Here is a 15,063-nt window from a genome sequence, read left to right on the forward strand (position 1 = left end):
TCAGGCGCATGGTGTATGAAAGAATAAATCCGATAGTGGCTTAATATTAATCATGTATTATTTGCATGCTTTATTTTTAATATTTTGAATTTATACATTTCAATCTGAAGGGATACCCCATGTTGAGAAATGCAGTACTGGCTTGCGCCCTGGCCGCGGCCACGACGACGGCGCTGGCCGCTCCGGCCACGCCTTACCTGGTCAATTTTTCCTATACCGGTTTTTATGATGACTTGAACGGCGGCGCATGGAACCCCGACTTGCGCCTGGAAGGAAGCTTTAATGTCAACAATGCCAATGGCGACAATATCATCACGAAAAACGAAGCCTACAACCTGGTGTTCAATGGACAGAACTACTACCACGACTGCAACAATGGCAATATCTACATGCGCTGCGGCGTCAATGTACTGGAGTATTCGGCTGAAGGCGGCTTGAAGATTTCAGCGTATTTCACCGGCAGCTATCCCGATACCATCGATTTTGGCACCTTGAAGACGGGCGACTCTTTCGCCTACACCTATTACCATCCTTTCGATCCCGGTTCGAATAGCATCCGCGTACGCTGGTCGCCCGACACCAGGCTGACGATCAGTCCCGTGCTGGTCCCCGTACCCGAACCTGAAACCTATGCCATGCTGATGCTGGGCCTGGCCGGTATCGCTTGGATGCAGCGCCGGCGCCGCGCCATTTAACACACGAAAAAAAAGAGGGACCGCCAACTGGCGATCCCTCTTTGCAGAACAACATCAACGCGATCAGTCAACCAAGACAGCGTTACTCTGCAGCACCCCACAGGTCATGCGCATCTGCGGACGTAATTGTGACATCGACGAACTGGCCGACCGCCAGCTTGCGGTGCGGCTCGAATGGCGGCTTCACATACACGACGCCATCGATTTCCGGCGCGTCGGCGGACGAACGGCCCACGCCGCCGGAGCGGGTGACTTCATCGATCAGCACACGCACGGTCTTGCCGACCTTGGCTTGCAAGCGTTTCTTGGAAATTTCTTCCTGCAGCAGCATCACGCGGCCGCGGCGCTCTTCGCGCAGCTCTTCCGGCACGGGGTTGGCGATAGCGTTGGCGGTCGCGCCTTCGACAGGCGAATAGGCGAAGCAGCCGAGGCGATCGATCTGCGCTTCCTTGAGGAAGTCCAACAAGTACTCGAATTCCGCTTCCGTTTCGCCTGGAAAACCGGCGATGAAGGTCGAGCGTATCGTCAGGTCCGGATTGATGGCGCGCCAGGCCTGGATGCGGTCGAGGTTTTTCTCGCCGCTGGCCGGGCGCTTCATGCGCTTGAGCACGTCAGGGTGCGCATGCTGCATCGGAATGTCGAGGTAAGGCAGGATGTGGCCACCGCTCATCATCGGGATGATCTGGTCCACGTGCGGGTATGGATACACATAGTGCAGGCGCACCCAGGCGCCATAGGACTTGGCCAGTTCGCCCAGCGCTTCCGTCAGCTGCGTCATGTGGGTTTTCACGGGACGGCCATTCCAGAAGCCGGAACGGAATTTCACGTCCACGCCATACGCCGAGGTGTCTTGCGAAATGACCAGCAATTCCTTGACGCCGGCCTTGAACAGGTTTTCCGCTTCGATCATCAGTTCGCCGATCGGACGCGAGACGAGGTCGCCGCGCATCGATGGGATGATGCAGAAGCTGCAACGGTGGTTGCAGCCTTCGGAAATTTTCAGGTAGGCATAGTGCTTCGGCGTCAGCTTGACGCCTTGCGGCGGCACCAGGTCGAGGAATGGCGCATGCGGTTTCGGCAGGTGAAAGTGGACGGAATCCATCACTTCGGCCAGCGCGTGCGGGCCCGTGACGGACAGCACTTTCGGGTGCACCTTCATGATGATGTCGTCGCCGGCAGCATCTTTCTTGGCGCCCAGGCAACCGGTCACGATCACTTTGCCGTTTTCAGCCAGCGCTTCGCCGATGGCGTCGAGCGACTCTTGCACGGCAGCATCGATAAAACCGCAGGTATTGACGATCACCAGATCGGCGCCAGCGTAGGATTTCGCCGTTTCGTAGCCTTCGGCGCGCAGTTGGGTCAGGATTTGTTCGGAGTCGACCAGCGCTTTCGGGCAGCCGAGCGAGACAAAGCCCACTTTCGGCGCCGCACCTGGCATGGCCAGCATGGCCTCGGGCTGGGCGGAAGGAACGGGAATACGGTGAATTTCAGACATAGTTGGCAGCTAGTAAAATGGTGAGGCGAATCGGCTATTGTACCCCGAGCCGCCCCTTGCTGGCAGAACTATGCTGTTTTGATGACGCCAATACAACTACCAGGCGACCGAATCGCCCGGTGAGTGTATCGGATCGATTACTTTTTGTCGGTTGGAGGAACCGGCGGCACGAACGGGAAGGTGCCGAACAGATTCTTGCTCTGGCTTTGCATCTGTTCCTGCATCTGCACGAACAGGCTCTTGCTCTGGTCGATGTAGTTGTTCATCATGCCTTGCATCATCGGGCCCTGGACATTCATGAACTGGGTCCACATTTCCGGGCTGAATGGCTTGCCTTCGAAACTGCCGGCCGACGTGCCCGTGAATTTGTGCTGGATATCGGTGAACGCTTGCACGTTCTTTTCCAGGTAGGATCCCATCATGCCCTGCATGGCGTGGCCATAGTAGCGGATGATCTGCGACAGCACGCTGCTCGAGAACATGGGCGCGCCATTCGCTTCCTCTTCCAAAATGATTTGCAGCAAGATGCTGCGCGTCAAATCTTCATTGGATTTGGCATCGACGACGGTAAACACCTCATTGTCCAACACCAGCTGCTTGACGTCCGTCAAGGTGATGTAGGAACTGGTTTGCGTGTCATACAGACGGCGGTTGGGATATTTTTTAATCAGGCGGTCTATACTTTTTTTTGCACTACTCATCACAAGTTCCACTTATTGCGCCGCAGCGCATACTGAGTTAATCCGAAAAAAAAGCGAACGTGGGTCCGCTTTCGCACCTGCCTACGTTTTCCATTATAGAGTGGAAAACGGCTCCATTGCACATCAGGGTAGTAGATTCCCGCATTTATTGCAACGCAACTAAAAGTAGATTCTTGACAAGACCGGAGATTACGCCGGTCTTGCCAGGCCAGAAGCTTTTGTAAACTAGTCCGCCCTGACTTTAACATACCGCCCCGGCGCCGGCTCGATTGCCGCGTGGCGTTTGTTGCCCGGCTTGCCAGGCGCCTTGACCTGCGCGCCGCCGTGTTCGGCCAGGAAGGCCGCCCATTCGGGCCACCAGCTGCCCACGTGCTCGGTCGCGCCTTCCATCCACTGCTCGGCAGTCAAGGGCTTGGCTTTCGCCGTGCGGGCGCCTTTGCCTGCGTCATTGCTCCAGTAGCTGCGTTTTTTCTTCGAGGCAGGATTGATCACGCCGGCGATGTGGCCCGAAGCGCCGAGGATGAAGCGGTTGGCTTTCGGTTTTTTCGGGTTCAGCACGGCCGTACTGGCATACGCCGCGCCCCACGGCACGATATGGTCTTCGCGCGAACCGTAGATGAAAGCGGGCGCGTCGATACTGCTCAGGTCGACCTTTTCCCCGGCCACCGTCAGCTTGCCCGGCACTTTCAAGCTGTTTTCCAGGTAAGTGTTGCGCAGATACCAGCAGAACATGGGGCCAGGCAAGCCGGTGCCATCGCCATTCCAGTACAGCAAGTCAAACGCGGGCGGCTCCTTGCCCTTCAGATAATTCGACTGCACGTAGTTCCACACGAGGTCGTTCGGTCGCAGGCTGGAGAAAGTGCTGCCCAGGTCGCGGCCCGACATCAGGCCGCCCTTGGCCAGGGTTTGCTCGCGCAGCGCCACCTGCGGCTCGTCAATAAAGACGTCGAGCGCGCCCGTGTCGCAGAAATCGAGGAAGGTGGTCAACAGGGTCAGGCTGGCGGCCGGATTCTCGCCCCGCGCCTTGAGCACGGCCAGCGCCGTCGAGACGATGGTGCCGCCGACGCAAAAGCCAAACATATTGAGCTTGTCCTGGCCGCTGATTTCCTGCGTAACCTGGATGGCTTCGATCACGCCTTGCTCGACGTAATCGTCCCACGTCAGGTGCTGCATACTCATGTCCGGATTGCGCCAGGACATCAGAAACACGGTATTGCCCTGCTCCACCGCATAGCGCACGAGCGAATTTTCCGGCTGCAAGTCAAGGATATAGAATTTATTGATGCATGGCGGCACCATCAGCAGCGGCCGCTGGTGTACCGTGGGGGTGCTTGGCGTGTACTGGATCAGCTGGAACAAGGCATTTTCAAACACCACCGTACCCGGCGTGGTGGCCACGTTGCGGCCCACTTCGAAGGCCGATTCGTCGGACTGCGAGATGCGGCCCTTGCCCATATCGGCCAGCATATTGCTCAAACCCTTGGCCAGGCTTTCACCCTTGGTCTCGATCAGGGTTTGCTGGGCGTCGGGATTGGTAGCGAGAAAGTTGGCGGGCGACATGGCGTCGACGATTTGCTGCACGGCAAACGCAATCTTTTGCTTCTGGTGCGGCGTCGCTTCCACGGCGTCGGCCATGGCGCTGAGAAACTCCGCGTTCAGCAGGTAGGCAGCCGCATTGAAAGCCGACAGGGGGCTGGCGTGCCAGGCAGGTGCGGAGAAACGGCGGTCTTTCAGCTCCGGCGCCTTGCCGGCCATAAAGTCGGCCCACAAGCCCGTCAGCTTGGCCACGTAGGCATTTTTCAGTTGCTCGATCGCTTCCGGCTTGATGCTGGCGCCCGCATCCTGCAAAATGCCGGCAATCGGATTGCCCTGGGGCTGCGGTACCATGTTGAACCACGTCTTCCACTGTTCAGGATTGCTGATCTGCGCCATCCATTCCTTGGTCATCATTTGAGGATCGGGCATGTTCATAGCTATATAAATCCATTCAAGAATTGATAAATAATTACTTCCGGGCCACCTGCATGCAAACTCTTACTGACTGCCAATACCAATGATGCTCATGACCGCTGTTGCCTGGATCTATGTCGTCGGCCTCATGGCGCTGACGGAACCGTCCATCGTCGCCGGGGTGATGACCTTCGTGCTGTACTGCGTCATCCCGCTGTCCATCCTATTCTATCTGACGGGCTCAAGGAGACGCAAACGCAAGGCGGCGCGCATCGCGGAACTGCAGGCCCGCGCGCTGGCCTCAGCAGACGATAAAACAAAAACGGCAGACACATAAGTGTCTGCCGTGCAGATTATTTGCGCCAGATCAAGCTGGCCTGTCGTCCCGTGACGCCATCGCGCCGGTACGAGTAAAACTGCGCCGCATCGCTGACGGTGCAATATTCCCCGCCCGCCACTTGCGCCACGCCATCGCGCAGCAGCATGGTGCGCGCCAGCGCATAGATGTCGGCCAGGTACTTGCCCGGCTTGCCAGCGATGGCGGCGAAGGCGGAGCTCAATACTTGCCGCTCAACATCATCGCGCGCGCCGTCGCGGAACGCTTGCAGCACGTCGTGTCCCACTTCGAATTGCTGCGGACCAATGGCAGGCCCCAGCCAGGCAAGGATATCCGTCGCGCCCTGCGCCCGCATGCTGTCCACCGTGCGCTGCAAGACGCCATTGGCCAGGCCGCGCCAGCCCGCATGGGCCGCACCCACGACCATACCATCCGTCGAGCAGAACAGCACCGGCAGGCAATCGGCCGTCATCACGACGCACACGGCACCAGGCTGCGTGGCCACGCTGGCGTCGGCATCGGGCACGCAACCGTCCAGCTTCCCGGCATCGGCCACGGCCACGCCATGCACCTGCGACAGCCAGGCCGGCTGCGCTGGCAAGACGGTCGCCAGCCGCGCGCGGTTGGCCAGCACATGCGCAGGATCATCGCCCACGTGCGTGCCCAGGTTCAAGCCGCCACCGCCCTGCCCGTCACCATACGGACCCTGGCTGACGCCGCCCGCGCGCACGGTCGCCAGCGCGCCCACGTTCGCGGGCAAGCCTGGCCAATGGGGCGTGATATAAGGCAAGGCAGCCGTCATCAGACCTGTTCCGGCTCGGGAATGCCGGCGGTGGCGATCAGCTGAGCGAAATCATCGGCCAGCGGCACGATCCACTCGCACGCTTCCAGGGTGCCCGGATGCACGAGGCCCAGGCGACGCGCCTGCAGTGCCTGGCGCGAGAAGACGGACACCAGGTGCTGCTTGCCGTACACGTAGTCACCGACCAGCGCAAAACCCAGGTGCTGCATGTGCACGCGGATCTGGTGCGTGCGGCCTGTTTCCAGGCGGCATTGCATCAGGCTCACAGGACGGCGATCGAGTTCGCCGCTGCCGATCAATTCATAGTGCGTGATGGCAGGCTTGGCGGTGAAATTCTCCGAGACGGCCATCTTGACGCGGTCGCGCGGGTGGCGCGCGATGGAGGCATCGATGGTGCCCGCCATTTTCGGCGTGCCCCACACGAGCGCGAAATACTCGCGCTTGACGGTGCGCGCCTGCAACTGGCGCACCAGGTCCGTTTGCGAAGCGAGGGTCTTGCCGACGACCATCAGGCCGCTCGTATCCTTGTCCAGGCGGTGCACGATGCCCGCGCGCGGCACGCCCGCCAGCTGCGGGCAGTGGTGCAGCAAGCCGTTGAGCAAGGTGCCCGACCAGTTGCCAGGGCCCGGATGGACGACCAGTCCGGCCGGTTTGTTGATGACGATGATATGCTCATCTTCGTGCACGATGTTCAATTCCATCGCTTCCGGCTTAAAAGCCTCGTCTTCCGGCGCGCTTTGCGGCAGAATGACGATCTTCTCGTCGCCATAGGCGGTCATGTTGCGTTTGGCAACTTTTCCATCGACGGTCACGAAACCGGCTTCCAGCCACAATTGCAAGCGGCTGCGCGAGTATTGCGGCACCAGCTGGGCGATGACTTTATCGAGGCGGTGGCCGCAGGCGTCCGGCGTCAGTTCCAATGTAATCGGGGCCATTTCCTCGAAGACGTCGTCGGCGGCAAAATCGCCGTCAAACGCCTCTTCGGCAGCATGGTCAGAAAGGGAGTCAAACGCGGGGTCAGCCAAATTAGGCTTCGGAGTTAATATCACAGCATTCCCATCGGCTATAATCAGCCTATTGTAAAATCTTGGTTAAAACCTTCTTGCAAAACGTCATGCAAAAAAAATTATCGTTGGTAGTCGCTTCAGTCGTTCTGCTCGGCATGTCCGCTTGCAGCTTGTTGCCTGAAAAAGTGGATGAGACCAAAAACTGGTCCGTTACGAAATTATACTCGGAGGCGCGTGAAGAAATGGCCGGGCAGCACTATGAAGCTGCAATCGGCCTGTTCCAGAAGCTGGAGGCTAACTATCCTTTCGGCAACTATGCTCTGCAAGCGCAGATGGAGATCGCTTACGCGTATTATAAGTCGGGAGACCAGGCGCAGGCACTGGCTGCCGTCGAACGCTTCATCAAGTTGCATCCGAACCACGCCAATGTAGACTATATGTACTACTTGCGTGGCCTGATCAGCTTTAACGACCAGATCAGCTTCCTGAACTTCCTGTACGAGCAAGACCCGACCGAGCGCGACCCGAAAGCTACGCGCGAAGCGTTTGCGGCCTTCAAGCAACTGGTCGACAAGTTCCCAAATAGCAAATACGCGCCCGATTCGCTGGCCCGCATGAACTATTTGATCGATGCCATGGCGAAATACGAAGTGCACGTGGCGCGCTATTACTTCCGCCGCGGCGCCTACCTGGCCGCCGCCAACCGCGCGCAAACGACGGTCAGCGACTTCCGTGCCTCGCCGGCCATCGAAGAAGCGCTGTTCATCATGTACCGCTCGTATGACAAGCTGGGCTTGACCGACTTGCGCGACGATGCCTTGCGCGTGCTGACCAAGAACTACCCGAACACGGCATTCCTCAGCCCGGAAGGGGTGAACAAGGAACGCAAGTGGTGGAAATTCTGGCAGTAAGCTGCAATAAAAAACCGGGCTAGCCCGGTTTTTTTACTTATTCGCCAACCTTGCGCCGGAACACCCAGCTCGTATCGTTCGACGCTTCCGGCACGAAACCATAGCCATCGACATCGAATTGCTTCAGCTGCTGCGGGTCGCGGATCTGGTTGACTGCCGCATAGCGGGCCAGCATGCCGCGCGCGCGCTTGGCGTAGAACGAGATGATTTTATACTTGCCGTTCTTCCAGTCCTCGAACACGGGCGCGATGACGGGCACGTCCAGCTGGCGCGGCTTGACGGATTTAAAATATTCTTCGGAAGCAAGATTGACCAGCACCTTGGCGCCCTGCTCCCTGGCCGTGCGGTTCAGTCCATTGGTGATGGTATCGCCCCAGAACGCGTACAAATCCTTGCCGCGCGTCGTCGACAGCCGCGTGCCCATTTCCAGGCGGTGCGGGTGGATCAGGTCCAGCGGGCGCAGCAAGCCGTACAGGCCTGACAGGATGCGCACGCGCGACTGGGCATAGTCGAGCTGGGCCGGCTGCAGGCTGCGGGCCTCGAAACCGGCATACACGTCGCCATTGAAAGCCATGATGGCCTGGCGCGCTTCCGCCAGCTTGGGCGTCCAGGAAGCGTAGCGGGCCACGTTCAAGGCGGACAAGGCGTCGGAAATGCCCATCAGGCTGCCCACTTCGGCAGGCGAGAACTGGCGCATGCGCTCGATCAGCTGGGCGGAATGGTCGAGGAAATCGGGGGTGCTGTGCAACGAGGTTGTTGGCGGCGTCTCCAGGTCGAGACTCTTGGCGGGCGAAAGCACGATCAACATAAATTATCACTACAGAATAGAATTGCCGACATGATACCTGCTCCACAAAAACTCGTCCTCGACACCAACGTTTGCCTCGACCTGTTCGTCTTCAACGACCCGCGCTGGGCGCCGCTGCTGGCGGCCATGGAAAGCGGCGCCGTGCACGCCATCACGCGCGAAGATTGCCGCGCGGAATATCTGGTCGTGTTGCATTACAAACATCTGCCGCTCGACGAAGCCAGCCGCGCCGTCGCCGCCGCCCGCTTCGACGCGCATATCAGCGTGGTGGCGCCGCCCGTCTCCGGCGTGCGCCTGCCCGTCTGCACGGACAAGGATGACCAGAAATTCCTCGAACTGGCGCGCGACGCCAACGCCGACATCCTCATCACCAAGGACAAGGCCCTACTGAAATTGGCCCGCAAGACGGCCAAGGCCGGCATGTTCAAGATCATGGTGCCGGAAGGCTGGGCATTGCCAGGCTGAGACGCCAAAGCCCCACACGCAACGGGGCGCGCTGCGCTAGAATGGGAAACGATTCCACTTTCCGCACCGCGACCCTACCGTTCATGAACAGCCCGTCCCTGCCCTACCCGACTCCCGCCCTGACCACCCGCCTGCCTCTCGTGGGTACCACCGTGTTTACCCGCATGTCCAGCCTGGCGGCCCAGCATGGCGCCGTCAACCTGGGCCAGGGCTTTCCCGATTTCGATTGCGCCCCAGAACTGGTCGACCTCGTCAGCGACGCCATGCGCGCCGGCCACAACCAGTATCCGATGATGACGGGCGCCGCCCCCCTGCGCGAAGCCATTGCCGCGAAGATCGCCAGCCTGTACGGCCACAACTATGACGCAGGCACGGAAATCACCGTCACGGCCGGCGCCACGCAGGCGCTCACCACGGCCATCCTGTGCTGCGTGCACCCGGGCGACGAAGTCATCGTCATCGAACCAGCCTACGACAGCTATCTCCCCGCCATCGCGCTGGCCGGCGGCGTGCCCGTGCTGGTCTCCATGCAGGTGGTCGAAGAGGGCTACAGCGTGCCGTGGGACAAGCTCGCCGCCGCCGTCAGCAGCAAGACGCGTTTGATCATCATCAATACGCCGCACAACCCGACGGGCACGATTTTGCGCCCTGCCGATGTGGCCGCGCTGGCCGACATCGTGCGCGGCACACAAATTTTGATCCTGTCCGACGAAGTGTATGAGCACATGGTGTACGACGGCGTGCCGCATGCGTCGCTCTCGCGCAACCCGGAACTGGCGGCGCGCAGCTTCATCGTTTCCAGCTTTGGCAAGACGTATCACGTGACGGGCTGGAAGGTCGGCTATGTGGCGGCCCCGGCCGCCTTGACGGCGGAGTTTCGCAAGGTGCACCAGTACAACGTCTTTACCGTCAACACGCCGATGCAGCACGGCTTGGCCGCCTACATGGCGGACCCGCAGCCCTACCTGGACTTGCCCGCGTTTTACCAGCGCAAGCGCGACCTGTTCCGCGACGGCCTGGCGGGCAGCCGCTTCAGCCTGCTGCCGGCCGACGGCACGTATTTCCAGTGCGTGCGCTACGATGCTATTTCGCAAGAGACCGAAGCGCAGTTCGCCGAATGGCTGACGGCGGAAATCAAGGTGGCCGCCATTCCCGTGTCCGCGTTTTATGCGCAGGGCAAGGAATCGGGCATCGTGCGCTTCTGCTTTGCCAAGAAAGACGAGACCTTGCGCCTGGCGCTGGAGCGCCTGCGCAGCATTTAATGTAAATACGGCACTGCTGCGCTGCGGCGCAGAGAATGACTGAGGAACAACAACATGGTACAGCGTCGCATCGGCCCGGCCGACCTGGTTCCCGGCGAACCCCTGCCCTGGGATCTGTTTCTCGCGGACCATAGTGCCGGCCCGCAACTGCGCAAGGGGCAGATCATCACGGATGGCGCACAGCTGGGGCGGCTAATGCAGCTGGGCCTGTATGTGGGCACGCCGGACCAGCCGTCCGTCTTGCGCCTGCTCAACGAGGCGGCGCAGCGCCTGGAACGCTTGCTGTTGGCCTTGCGCAGCGAAAACAATGCCGAGCGCGACGTGCGCGACATCGCCCGCGAACTGCTGCGCGCGCTGGAACACGATGCCGATATCGCCCTGGCCAGCATCCTGCTCAACCAGATCGCCGGCAGCTACGCCGTGCGCCACTGCATCGAAACGGCCTTGCTGGCCATGCTGGTGGGCCGCAGCATGCACAAGTCCCACGATGAACTGCTGTTGATCGGCGCGGCCGCGCTGACGATGAACGTGGGCATGCTGCGCCACCACGACAGTTTCCAGGACCGGCGCGGCCCCCTGAATGACGACGAAATGCGCATCGTGCGCCAGCATCCGCAGGAAAGCGCGGAATTGCTGCGCTGCGCGGGCGTCGATGACGAGGAATGGCTGAGCTGCGTGCTCCTGCACCATGAAAACGACGATGGCAGCGGCTACCCGCAGGGGCGCACGGCCGATGAAATCCTGCAAAATGCCAAGCTGATCGGCCTGGCCGACCGCTATTGCGCCCGCGTCTCGGCGCGCAACTACCGCCGCTCCATCGTGCCCGACCAGGCGCTGCAGCATATCTTCCTCGACCAGGGCGTGCCCATCGACGCGCTGCTGGGCGAACAGTTCGTCAACCTGCTGGGAAAATATCCGCCCGGCACCCTGGTGCGGCTGCGCAGCGGCGAGCTGGGAGTGGTGACGCAACGGGGCGCCGGCCACGTGCATCCGCTCAGCGACCCGCTGGGCGCGCCGCTGGCCCCCGCCGAGCTGGCACAACTGTCTCCCCGCGACACGGCCGACAGCCGTTACGCCATCGTGTCGTCACTGCACGAAGACGATGCCGGCCTGCATTTCAGCATGCGGCATGTGTGGGGGGACGAGGCGAGGTTGTAGACTGACCGGGCAACGCCGGGCGCCAGGCACGGGGCACTTCACGGTTTCGGCGGGCGGATGCCCGTGTACTGTGCGCTGACCAGCAGCCATTGCTTGTCGACAAGCCGAGCGACATAACCGGCGCGCAGGGCGAAGCTGCGGGCTGTCCCATCCTGGTTGAGACGGTAGGACAGGCGCGCCGAGATGAGCGCCATATCGCCAAACAGGCGCACCACCGGTTCATCGACCTGGAGCTGTGGACTCGGCCGCTTCTGCTCCGGCGCATAGAAGGCGAGCATTTTTTCACGCCCGTCCACCTCGCCTACCGGCGATATTTCCACATAATTCTCCGCCGTGATGGCGTTCAAGGCCACTTGATCAAAGTTACTCTGCGCCTGCGCATGGCGCTGCACCAAGGCGACCAGTTCGGCATCGGCGGGAGCCGCGTGCGCGCTGCCGATCGCACCGAAGGCGCCCAGCAGGCAGGTGGCAAGGATATGTGGAAGTGTCAATTTCATGCGTAGTCATCCTGGTCGAGGTCATTGAGAAGCATCCGTTGCCTGCCGCGGCAATATCGGACACTCGCTGGCGGGCGGCGCATCGCGAGAAAGCCCACTGTATGCTATCCCCTTGCCCTTTTCTCGCGCCGGCCATTGCGACAAAGCGCTTGAATCGGGGGTTGAAACGCCATTTCGCCGGCCCGGGATGCGCATGGCGATGCCTTCAGATACGCCCGCAAGCCATGCCTCAGTTCGCGCCCGCAGGAGCATCGAGCAACTTCTGTTGCAGATCAATGTTAAGCGCCCACTGCTCTTCCACCGGAATGGCGCGCCGCGAACTGGTCTTGAGGGAACCTTCTTGCGTCCACAGAAACGGATAAAAATTCAGGCAGAGTTCGCCGGGCAAGGGCAATTCGGGCAATTCGTCAAAGTCCTGCGCATCGCCGGGCTGCCGGCCGTAAAACTGCCGCAACTGGCGAGTAAAAGCCCATTCGATGAACGCCGTGTAGCCGATCTCCAGCGCTTCCCACGCCAGTGTCTCGGGGGCGAGGTAATACAGCTTGCCCTGGTCGGCCCCGAGTGCGCCGCCGTTGATGGCAAAAAAACCGCCGAGCACGTCATCGGCCACCAACAGAAAGCCCTCGGCCTTTCCTTCGTTCCACGTAACAATGTTCCGGCCCAGCTTGTCATGGCCGGACCCCAATATCCGTAGCCAGCCGTCATCCACCAGGATGCCGCCGGTTTCATAGGCGATCGCGCCGAGGGGTGAACGCGTGGTGACTTGCAGGCTCAGCAGCACATCCTCCCTGCCGGCCGAGGGCGGCAGCAATTCCACCGGGATGTCGGCCTCGCTGGCCCATTGCCTGATCAGCGGAAACGCCGGGTCTTCACTATCCAATAATTCATTCAATGTACGCATGTCAGCTGACCTTATCGATGACCGCTTCCGGCGGTCGGAGTATGCATGGCGACGCTGGCACTGTCTGGCGGGCGGCGCCCTGCACCCTTCATTTTGCGGACGTCAAATACGCCCGCAATCCATGCGTGAGCACGAAAGGAAACACGCTCGCGTGATCTTCATCCGCGAAGACGCGCAAGCGCGTCTTCAGGCCGGGATACTTGCGCGATGTCAACTTCCCGTCGAACTCGCGCAAGTCGGCCACCATGTCAGCGTCCTCTTCCGAACGCGAACGCTTCTTGCCCGCCGCCAGTTTTTCCAGGCCGCCGATGCCAAAGAATACGGACGCGGGCAAGTCCTTGTGGCTGGCGGCATACGCCTGTTCGCGGTCGAACATGACGCCGGCGTCGTACCACAGCGACGGACTGCCGAGGATGTAGTGCTCGAAGGTGCGCGGTTCCGTCAGCAGGAATTGCAGGCCCAGCAGGCTGCCGTAGGAGTGGCCGATGAAGACCTTGCGCTGCATGTTGACGCGATAGTTGCTGGCGATGAAGGGAAATACTTCGCCCGAGATGAACTGGCCATACGCCTTCGCTTCGCCGAACGCCGGTTGCCGCCCCGGCATGTCCGAGCGGTAATCATGCTTGCGTGGCGTGGTGGGCGTGTAATCGCGGCGGCGGCTGTACACCCCGCCATCGCCGTTGGCGTACGACAAGCCCACCACGATCACCTCTTCCATGCCCGCATGCTTGTTCAGGCGCTGCGCGATATTGCGCACGATGGCAAACGAATAATTGGCATCGACGACGAACAGCACCGGATAGCGTTTATTCCCCTGCCGATAGGAATCGGGCAAGGCGACATACAGCTGATAATCGCGCTTCAGGGCTTGCGCACGGATATCGCGCACTTCCGTATTGTCCAGAACGTAGCTGGCAGGCGCGCTGGCAGGCGCGGCAAGTACGCTGTTGGCAAGGCAGCAAAGGACGATGAGCAGATGGAGAGGCTTCAATCTGGTTTCTTTCTTTGAGGTAAAAGTTACTTCGCCGTCGCCGCCGTCAGCTGCACCAGCTTGCGCTCGACAAACGCCTGCAACTGGGGAGATAAAGTTTGCAAGCCCTTGGCGCGCTCGAACGCCTGGCGCGCCTGGGCCGGGCGGTTGTCGGCTTGCAAGGCGATGCCGAGGCCCATCCACCAGACGCTGTTGTCGGGCGCCGTCTGCAGGGCCTGCTGGTAGTGCTCGGACGCTTCACGGTAGCGCTGTTCGCGCTGCAGTACGCCGGCCAGGAAGGCATGGTATTCGCCGCTGTCGCTGGCGTACGGCAGGCTGCGCATGAGGGTGTCGAGGGCCGCCGCGCCGCCGCTCGTCTTGTCCAGCTGCAAACGGGCCAGCATCATGGCTTGCGCCGGCTGTTTCGGGTCCAGCGCCAGGCTCAGCTGCAGCTGGCGGGCCGCCTCGTCCGGGCGCTGCGCTTCGAGCAGCAGGCGCACCAGGGTTTCGCGCGCGCCCTGGTGGCGCGGGTCCATCTGCAGGGTCTGCTGCAAGGCCAGCATGGCGTCGGAAACGCGGCCATCCTGCAACTGGGCCAGCGCGCGCCGGTATTCGTTCTCCACGCGCTGCTGCGCAGTGACTTGCTTGCCGTCGATGATGCGTTCGCTGGCAGCGGGCAATGCCGTCCTCACCATGGGCGCGGCGGCGGGCTTGGCGGCTTTTTCCACGACGCGGCGCAATTCGACGGGCCGCGCCTTGCTCGGTGCGGGGGCGGCCTCCTCGGCCAGGAACACGGGCTCGGGTTCCACCGCCGCGACGGGCACGGGCGCGGGAGCAACGGCGGCAGGCGCCGGGGCCGACACAGGAGCCAAAACAGGCGTGCTGGCCACGCTGACCAGCACCGGCGGCACGGCCGGACGCTTCAGGTAAACCCAGCCCAGGGCGATGGCGGCGGCCGTCAGGCCGGCAGCGCCGCCGAAGACCAGCGCGCGCGACACGCCCCGCTCGCGTTCGGGCACGGAGCGGATGCCGGCCGCGTCGCCGCGTCCATCGGGAGTGCCGCGGGCATCGAGGTCTTGCAACATCTTGTTAATCAGGCTCATC

Annotated in this window: 16 protein-coding genes; 6 read left to right on the forward strand and 10 right to left on the reverse strand. The window is 61.2% G+C overall.

Features of this window, described 5'->3' with window-relative positions; genetic code table 11:
- The first annotated feature begins 119 nt into the window (after positions 1-119).
- The gene (locus CSQ91_RS09305) at positions 120-695 is read left to right on the forward strand and encodes a PEP-CTERM sorting domain-containing protein (protein WP_099388067.1); all 576 of its coding nucleotides are present in this window, start codon (positions 120-122) and stop codon (positions 693-695) included.
- An 82-nt stretch (positions 696-777) separates the two neighbouring features.
- Here CSQ91_RS09305 and rimO read toward each other — a convergent pair whose 3' ends face one another.
- The 3 genes from rimO to phaC form a co-directional block, all read right to left on the reverse strand.
- On the reverse strand, positions 778-2,133 hold the full coding sequence (rimO, locus tag CSQ91_RS09310) for a 30S ribosomal protein S12 methylthiotransferase RimO (protein WP_170846336.1): 1,356 nt from the start codon (positions 2,131-2,133) through the stop codon (positions 778-780).
- A gap of 194 nt (positions 2,134-2,327) precedes the next feature.
- Positions 2,328-2,891: a polyhydroxyalkanoate synthesis repressor PhaR gene (gene phaR, locus CSQ91_RS09315; RefSeq protein ID WP_010399000.1), complete on the reverse strand. Its 564-nt coding sequence runs from the start codon at positions 2,889-2,891 to the stop codon at positions 2,328-2,330.
- 225 nt (positions 2,892-3,116) lie between these two features.
- A complete protein-coding gene (gene phaC / locus CSQ91_RS09320) occupies positions 3,117-4,862 on the reverse strand; it encodes a class I poly(R)-hydroxyalkanoic acid synthase (RefSeq protein WP_180278385.1) in 1,746 nt (581 codons plus the stop codon).
- 91 nt (positions 4,863-4,953) lie between these two features.
- On the opposite strand from phaC, the gene CSQ91_RS09325 reads away from it, so the two are divergent.
- Positions 4,954-5,178, forward strand: a complete 225-nt coding sequence (locus CSQ91_RS09325; RefSeq protein WP_306508607.1) for a hypothetical protein — start codon at positions 4,954-4,956, stop codon at positions 5,176-5,178.
- Positions 5,179-5,194: 16 nt separating this feature from the next.
- Here CSQ91_RS09325 and pgeF read toward each other — a convergent pair whose 3' ends face one another.
- Both pgeF and CSQ91_RS09335 read right to left on the reverse strand, forming a co-directional pair.
- The gene (gene pgeF / locus CSQ91_RS09330; protein WP_099388068.1) at positions 5,195-5,980 is read right to left on the reverse strand and encodes a peptidoglycan editing factor PgeF; all 786 of its coding nucleotides are present in this window, start codon (positions 5,978-5,980) and stop codon (positions 5,195-5,197) included.
- A complete protein-coding gene (locus CSQ91_RS09335) occupies positions 5,980-7,005 on the reverse strand; it encodes an RluA family pseudouridine synthase (protein WP_034781141.1) in 1,026 nt (341 codons plus the stop codon). Before CSQ91_RS09335 ends, pgeF begins: the two co-directional genes overlap by 1 nt.
- An 89-nt stretch (positions 7,006-7,094) precedes the next feature.
- Between CSQ91_RS09335 and CSQ91_RS09340 the strand changes: the two genes are divergently transcribed.
- Complete coding sequence (locus CSQ91_RS09340) at positions 7,095-7,898, forward strand: outer membrane protein assembly factor BamD (protein ID WP_034781139.1); 804 nt, start codon at positions 7,095-7,097, stop codon at positions 7,896-7,898.
- A gap of 37 nt (positions 7,899-7,935) precedes the next feature.
- On the opposite strand, the gene yaaA is transcribed toward CSQ91_RS09340, so the two are convergent.
- Positions 7,936-8,706, reverse strand: a complete 771-nt coding sequence (gene yaaA / locus CSQ91_RS09345) for a peroxide stress protein YaaA (RefSeq protein ID WP_099388069.1) — start codon at positions 8,704-8,706, stop codon at positions 7,936-7,938.
- A gap of 30 nt (positions 8,707-8,736) precedes the next feature.
- On the opposite strand from yaaA, the gene CSQ91_RS09350 reads away from it, so the two are divergent.
- The 3 genes from CSQ91_RS09350 to CSQ91_RS09360 all read left to right on the forward strand — a co-directional run bounded on the left by CSQ91_RS09350 (position 8,737) and on the right by CSQ91_RS09360 (position 11,591).
- Positions 8,737-9,171, forward strand: coding sequence for a putative toxin-antitoxin system toxin component, PIN family (locus tag CSQ91_RS09350; RefSeq protein WP_034781135.1), 435 nt, complete (start codon positions 8,737-8,739; stop codon positions 9,169-9,171).
- 83 nt (positions 9,172-9,254) lie between these two features.
- A complete protein-coding gene (locus CSQ91_RS09355; protein ID WP_099388070.1) occupies positions 9,255-10,433 on the forward strand; it encodes a pyridoxal phosphate-dependent aminotransferase in 1,179 nt (392 codons plus the stop codon).
- Between the two features lie 54 nt (positions 10,434-10,487).
- Positions 10,488-11,591, forward strand: a complete 1,104-nt coding sequence (locus CSQ91_RS09360; protein ID WP_034781130.1) for an HD-GYP domain-containing protein — start codon at positions 10,488-10,490, stop codon at positions 11,589-11,591.
- Between the two features lie 38 nt (positions 11,592-11,629).
- Here the strand turns inward: CSQ91_RS09360 and CSQ91_RS09365 are convergent, their stop codons facing one another.
- The 4 genes from CSQ91_RS09365 to CSQ91_RS09380 form a co-directional block, all read right to left on the reverse strand.
- Entirely contained in the window at positions 11,630-12,088 is a 459-nt protein-coding gene (locus tag CSQ91_RS09365) for a nuclear transport factor 2 family protein (protein WP_099388071.1), read from the reverse strand.
- Positions 12,089-12,317: 229 nt separating this feature from the next.
- Positions 12,318-12,989, reverse strand: coding sequence for a DUF2625 family protein (locus CSQ91_RS09370; RefSeq protein WP_099388072.1), 672 nt, complete (start codon positions 12,987-12,989; stop codon positions 12,318-12,320).
- Between the two features lie 88 nt (positions 12,990-13,077).
- On the reverse strand, positions 13,078-13,980 hold the full coding sequence (locus CSQ91_RS09375) for an alpha/beta hydrolase (protein ID WP_099388073.1): 903 nt from the start codon (positions 13,978-13,980) through the stop codon (positions 13,078-13,080).
- Between the two features lie 26 nt (positions 13,981-14,006).
- Positions 14,007-15,062, reverse strand: coding sequence for a tetratricopeptide repeat protein (locus CSQ91_RS09380; RefSeq protein WP_257217270.1), 1,056 nt, complete (start codon positions 15,060-15,062; stop codon positions 14,007-14,009).
- Position 15,063 lies beyond the last annotated feature (1 nt).

Source organism: Janthinobacterium sp. BJB301 (assembly GCF_002735685.1).
GTDB lineage: Bacteria > Pseudomonadota > Gammaproteobacteria > Burkholderiales > Burkholderiaceae_D > Janthinobacterium > Janthinobacterium lividum.

Excerpts from the sequence above, each read along its gene's own strand:
- CSQ91_RS09340 (WP_034781139.1), top strand. The coding sequence starts at position 7,095 with ATGCAAAAAAAATTATCGTTGGTAGTCGCTTCAGTCGTTCTGCTCGGC.
- CSQ91_RS09365 (WP_099388071.1), bottom strand. The coding sequence starts at position 12,088 with ATGAAATTGACACTTCCACATATCCTTGCCACCTGCCTGCTGGGCGCC.
- pgeF (WP_099388068.1), bottom strand. The coding sequence starts at position 5,980 with ATGACGGCTGCCTTGCCTTATATCACGCCCCATTGGCCAGGCTTGCCC.
- CSQ91_RS09380 (WP_257217270.1), bottom strand. The coding sequence starts at position 15,062 with ATGAGCCTGATTAACAAGATGTTGCAAGACCTCGATGCCCGCGGCACT.
- CSQ91_RS09325 (WP_306508607.1), top strand. The coding sequence starts at position 4,954 with ATGACCGCTGTTGCCTGGATCTATGTCGTCGGCCTCATGGCGCTGACG.
- CSQ91_RS09370 (WP_099388072.1), bottom strand. The coding sequence starts at position 12,989 with ATGCGTACATTGAATGAATTATTGGATAGTGAAGACCCGGCGTTTCCG.
- CSQ91_RS09360 (WP_034781130.1), top strand. The coding sequence starts at position 10,488 with ATGGTACAGCGTCGCATCGGCCCGGCCGACCTGGTTCCCGGCGAACCC.
- CSQ91_RS09355 (WP_099388070.1), top strand. The coding sequence starts at position 9,255 with ATGAACAGCCCGTCCCTGCCCTACCCGACTCCCGCCCTGACCACCCGC.
- rimO (WP_170846336.1), bottom strand. The coding sequence starts at position 2,133 with ATGCCAGGTGCGGCGCCGAAAGTGGGCTTTGTCTCGCTCGGCTGCCCG.
- phaR (WP_010399000.1), bottom strand. The coding sequence starts at position 2,891 with ATGAGTAGTGCAAAAAAAAGTATAGACCGCCTGATTAAAAAATATCCC.
- CSQ91_RS09305 (WP_099388067.1), top strand. The coding sequence starts at position 120 with ATGTTGAGAAATGCAGTACTGGCTTGCGCCCTGGCCGCGGCCACGACG.
- CSQ91_RS09350 (WP_034781135.1), top strand. The coding sequence starts at position 8,737 with ATGATACCTGCTCCACAAAAACTCGTCCTCGACACCAACGTTTGCCTC.
- phaC (WP_180278385.1), bottom strand. The coding sequence starts at position 4,862 with ATGAACATGCCCGATCCTCAAATGATGACCAAGGAATGGATGGCGCAG.
- yaaA (WP_099388069.1), bottom strand. The coding sequence starts at position 8,706 with ATGTTGATCGTGCTTTCGCCCGCCAAGAGTCTCGACCTGGAGACGCCG.